The following is a 4,831-nucleotide window of genomic DNA, read 5'->3' on the forward strand; positions in this document are numbered from 1 at the left end:
GTTATTTAATGGTAGAAATACGTACACCTATTGAGGTGGACGATGCAATTCAAAGGGTCATGCAACACGCGGTAAAAGGAGAGAAGACGTCAATCCTTCTTGAAGAGAGCCACGGTTTTTTTCTTGCGGAAGATTTGATTAGTGATCATGCTGTTCCTCCCTTTGATCGAACACGATATGACGGATTTGCCGTTCGGGCAAACGATACTGGAAATGGTCTTAGTAAACTGGAAGTAGTTGGTGAAATTGGGGCGGGTAGTATATTCGAAGGAACCGTTCAGGAAAATGAAGCCGTCCGGATTATGACCGGTGCAGAGATTCCAGCCGGGTGCGATGCGGTGATTATGCTGGAGGATGTAGAGGAAAAGAGGCAAGATGGAAAGACATTTATCGAGTTTACTAGAAAACTAACATCGTTTGAAAATATTACAAAAACAGGTGAAGATACGAAAAGAGGCGAAGTGCTTGTCCAAAAGGGGACATACATAAATCCAGGAATTATGGCGTTGCTCGCGACCTTTGGTTACAGCGAAGTTCCCGTCGTTAAGCAACCGCTAGTAGGAATTATTTCTACTGGTAGTGAGCTTCTATCAGTGGATGCAGCACTAGAACCGGGCAAGATAAGGGACAGTAATTCTTACATGTTAATCGGGCAAATTGAGCGGGCTGGTGGCATCCCCGTTTCCCTCGGCCAGTTTGCGGATGAGCTCGAAGTTTGCTATGACCAAGTTGTTGCTGCGCTGGAAAAGATAGATATATTGCTTACAACGGGCGGTGTATCTGTCGGCGATTATGATTATATCCCGGATATTTTAAAGAGATTAAATGCGAATGTATTGTTTAATAAAATTAAAATGCGTCCCGGCTCTGTTACAACGGTAGCAGAGGTTGATGGCAAACTATTTTTCGGTTTATCAGGCAATCCATCCTCCTGTTATGTCGGCTTTGAAATGTACGCAAGGCCTGTAATCCGGCGCTTTTTGCATATGGAGAAGCCCTATTTGAAAAGGCTAAGGGCAGAGCTTGGTGCCGACTTTCCGAACGCTAATCCATTTCATCGATTCGTCCGGGGGAAGCTCGTATATGAAAATGGGAAAGTAATTGCAGTTCCTGTTGGCCTTGATAAACCGAATATCGTTACTTCCTTAGCTGAAGCAAATATACTTATTGTGCTCCCTGGAAATAAAGAAGGCTATGAAAAAGGTGAACAGAAAACAGTGATTTCCCTGGAGGAGCAGTCTGGAGTTACATGGGGAGATTGGTTGAAAGGGGGAGAACTTGTGTGACAGAGAAAATGTATGAAATTGTAAAAGAGCCAATCGATACGGAGGCTGTAATTCAGAAGGTGATACGCAGAGAAGCTGGGGCAATCACTACCTTTCTCGGGATTGCGAGGGAATGGACTCGGGGCAGGAAAACAATTTATCTTAAATACGATGCTTACGTAGCGATGGCCGAGAAGAAGCTTGCTGAAATAGGAGATGAAGTAAAGGGAAAATGGCCAGAAACAGAAGTCGCAGTCACCCATAGAATCGGGCGTCTGGATATATCGGAGACTGCTGTATGTATCGCTGTCTCATCCCCTCATCGCAAGGCCGCTTATGAAGCAAATGAATATGTTATTGAGCGCATTAAGCAGATTGTCCCGATTTGGAAAAAGGAGCATTGGGAAGATGGGGAGACATGGATTGGTAACCAGTTGGAAACACAAGTCTATCCAACTGGCGCACCAGAGCAGTAGTGTTTTTATCAATATAAACAAGTATGGGAAATGTAATTTTTGATCTATAAATACGGAAGGGGACGAGGAAACATGACGGAAAATATAGAAGTATTGAATCCAGCTACGGGTGAATTAGTGGAAGAGGTTACAGTTGATACTATGGAAGAAATTCAGGCAAAACTGGATAAGGTTGCAGATGGGTTCAATAAGTGGAAGAAAGTGAATGCCCACGAACGCGCACGTTTACTTCGGAAATGGTCGCAAAAAGTATTGGAGCAAAAAGAAGAAATTGCCCGTGTGATGACTCTTGAGAGTGGGAAGCCGCTTTCTGAGTCTCTTGGAGAAGTTGAATATGCAACAAGCTATATTGATTGGTTTGCAGAAGAAGCAAAACGGATTTACGGGAGAACCGTTCCAGCGAATACCGAGTCTAAGCGTATCCTCGTGACCCGCCAGCCAATAGGAGTGGTTGCAGCAATTACACCTTGGAACTTCCCTGCAGCAATGATGACGAGAAAAGCTGCACCGGCACTTGCTGCGGGCTGTACATTTATCGTAAAACCGGCAAGTGAAACTCCACTTACAACGATTAAGCTGATTGAACTAGCATATGAAGCAGGAATTCGAGAAGATGTGGTCCAATATGTCAATGGTTCAGGGAGAACGGTCGGTGAGATTTTCACAGATAGTCCACTCGTGAGAAAAATTACATTTACCGGTTCAACTCCAGTTGGAAAACAGTTAATTAAACAAAGTGCCGATTCGGTAAAACACGTATCGATGGAACTTGGTGGGCATGCCCCACTCATCATCACGAAAGATGCCGACCTTGACATCGCAGTTCCACAAACTATTGCATCTAAGTTCCGTAACGCAGGCCAAACTTGTATTTGTGCAAACCGAGTCCTCGTTGCAAAAGAAATTGTAGACGAATTCGCTGACAGACTTGTAAGGGAAGTAGCAAAATTAAAAGTTGGAAACGGACTGGAAGAAGATACTCAAATCGGCCCGGTCATCAATGGGGACGGCTTTAGAAAAGTTGTCAGTCAAATCGATGATGCCGTTCAAAAAGGTGCTGAAGTACTTACAGGGAATGAATTCGATAAAGATGATGATAAAGGCTATTACTTCATCTATCCTACCGTTCTTAAACAAGTAACTGGCGAAATGGATATCATGCAGGAGGAAACTTTTGGCCCCGTGCTTCCAATTACTGTGTTTGATACGGTGGAAGAAGCGATTGATATCGCAAATAACACACCATTCGGTTTAGCTGCATACTTCTTTACAAATGATTACCGGACAGGTACGTATTTACATGAACATCTAACCTTTGGTGTCATTGGTTGGAATGATGGTGCCCCGTCTGCTGCACACGCTCCGTTCGGTGGTTTAAAGGAAAGCGGAATCGGAAAAGAAGGCGGACTTGAAGGAATTGAACCATATTTGGAAACAAAATATTTATCCATTGGTGGTTTAGAGTAAAAGGACAGGGAAAGGCTCCGTTCCTTTCTTCTAATATGCACACGGACAATCAGAATTCCTGTTGCATATTGTAGAAGAGAAGGAGGGATACCATGGTTGAAAAATTAAGCTGGCTGCTTGCTGCAATTGCTTCCGGATTTGCGTTTATCGGTTTAAGCTACCTCATCCCGGAAGAATATTCAACCTTAGGGACAGTCTTTTTCATTATAGGAGCAATTGCAGTGGTAGTCTTTGCAGCAACGATAATTGTTAATACGTTAACTAGTTTAGTGAGAGGACAGGCAGGTAGCTAAAGAGAAAATATATTATTATATCTAAAAATAAGGACGTTCTGAGGATTCTCCTTGACGTCCTTTTTTGTAGTATAATGAATGAGTTAAGATTAGATTATTAGATAAGGAGTGTTTACGTGAATAAAAAGGATATTGCTAGTTTTCGCAGGCAGTTAAAGCCGGAAAATGATTTATTGAAAATAAATGAAGTATTTAACGTATATATTATGAAAGATTCAAGTGAAATCTATCATCAGGAGAGCACACCATTTGAAATGTTAGAGAGAGAGCAACAAGAATTGTTTATGAACAATTTTAAGAAAGTACTTGCAGGCCAACTCGATCGGAAGCTGTTTGAATTAAGATTCGCTCACGAAGCGGAAAACAGTACCCAGTTGCTTCTCCATCAAGGCGTGCTGACTGAACATAGTGAAACATGGAGAGATCGTATGCTGCAGATTGTAGAGAAGATGTTGGAAGTAAAGCAGTATGAGGAAGATATTATCGTTACATTCACAAAGGGTGAATATTTGAAGACGGTAAAACCGAGCAGTGAAGAAACCGAGGAGAATGAACGAGATAAAGTCTATTCCCATTTCTTTATTATGTGTACGATAAATACGACTCAGGAGCCAAGGAAAGAATTGGCGTTTGATTATGTGGAAAAAGAATTCAAATACAATATTGAAGTCAATCCAATTATTGATTTGAATGCCCCTATAGGTGGGTTTTTGTTCCCATGTTTTACGGATGGCGTTTCAGATGTGAATCATGTCCTTTATTCGACTGGTAAATCAAAGGAATTGGATTTTGCTTTTATTGAAGACGTGCTGAACGCGGAAGAGATGATGACCGCTGAGGAAGATAAGATTGTGTTTGAAGAGATTGTTAAAGACGTTGCTGGAGAACAGTTTACAACAGCGACACTTGCAAATGTGTATGATGAGATCCAGCAGGTGATTGAAGAGACGGACCCGGATGATACACCGAAGCTTGATTACCGAGATATGGAAAGTGTTTTAAGCAGCAGCGGTATAGAAAATGTACAACCGGAAGCTGTAGAGGAAGCCTTTAAAAAGGTAATCAACGATGAGAAGTTCGAATTAAAGGCAACGAATGTTGTACCGAAATATGATTCTAAATCAATTAAAATCAAAACGAAAGCTGCTGATTTGAAGGTGAGCCCAAGTGAATTACGGTACATTCGCCAGATGCGACTTGACGGGAAACTTTGTCTTGTCATTGAACTAGAAGAAAATACGGTGATTGAAGGGTTTGAAATCATCGAGGAAGATTTAGGTAAGAGTGAGCCGGGAAAGGACTCAGATGAATCAATTGTGTTATAGTTTAA

5 protein-coding genes are annotated in these 4,831 nt (G+C 41.9%); all 5 read left to right on the forward strand.

The window, feature by feature from the left end:
- Positions 1 to 8 precede the first annotated feature (8 nt).
- The 5 genes from SPD53_RS19450 (at position 9) to SPD53_RS19470 (ending at position 4,826) form a co-directional block, all read left to right on the forward strand.
- The gene (locus SPD53_RS19450) at positions 9 to 1,286 is read left to right on the forward strand and encodes a molybdopterin molybdotransferase MoeA (RefSeq protein ID WP_336253545.1); all 1,278 of its coding nucleotides are present in this window, start codon (positions 9 to 11) and stop codon (positions 1,284 to 1,286) included.
- An 8-nt stretch (positions 1,287 to 1,294) separates the two neighbouring features.
- Positions 1,295 to 1,741, forward strand: coding sequence for a molybdenum cofactor biosynthesis protein MoaE (locus tag SPD53_RS19455; RefSeq protein ID WP_442946248.1), 447 nt, complete (start codon positions 1,295 to 1,297; stop codon positions 1,739 to 1,741).
- A 72-nt stretch (positions 1,742 to 1,813) separates the two neighbouring features.
- Positions 1,814 to 3,208, forward strand: a complete 1,395-nt coding sequence (locus tag SPD53_RS19460) for an NAD-dependent succinate-semialdehyde dehydrogenase (RefSeq protein WP_336253544.1) — start codon at positions 1,814 to 1,816, stop codon at positions 3,206 to 3,208.
- Positions 3,209 to 3,300: 92 nt separating this feature from the next.
- Positions 3,301 to 3,501 carry a hypothetical protein gene (locus SPD53_RS19465; RefSeq protein WP_156854864.1) on the forward strand — a complete coding sequence of 67 codons (201 nt, stop codon included), beginning with the start codon at positions 3,301 to 3,303 and terminating at the stop codon, positions 3,499 to 3,501.
- A 116-nt stretch (positions 3,502 to 3,617) separates the two neighbouring features.
- Entirely contained in the window at positions 3,618 to 4,826 is a 1,209-nt protein-coding gene (locus SPD53_RS19470; RefSeq protein WP_188855986.1) for a DUF4317 domain-containing protein, read from the forward strand.
- The last annotated feature ends 5 nt before the right edge of the window (positions 4,827 to 4,831 follow it).

This window comes from Oceanobacillus sp. MO10714A, assembly GCF_037072045.1.
Taxonomy (GTDB): Bacteria; Bacillota; Bacilli; order Bacillales; family Amphibacillaceae; genus Oceanobacillus; species Oceanobacillus indicireducens.

What these genes read in the sequence shown, in the direction of transcription:
- SPD53_RS19455 (WP_442946248.1), top strand. Translation starts at nt 1,295, where the DNA reads ATGTATGAAATTGTAAAAGAGCCAATCGATACGGAGGCTGTAATTCAG.
- SPD53_RS19460 (WP_336253544.1), top strand. Translation starts at nt 1,814, where the DNA reads ATGACGGAAAATATAGAAGTATTGAATCCAGCTACGGGTGAATTAGTG.
- SPD53_RS19465 (WP_156854864.1), top strand. Translation starts at nt 3,301, where the DNA reads ATGGTTGAAAAATTAAGCTGGCTGCTTGCTGCAATTGCTTCCGGATTT.
- SPD53_RS19450 (WP_336253545.1), top strand. Translation starts at nt 9, where the DNA reads ATGGTAGAAATACGTACACCTATTGAGGTGGACGATGCAATTCAAAGG.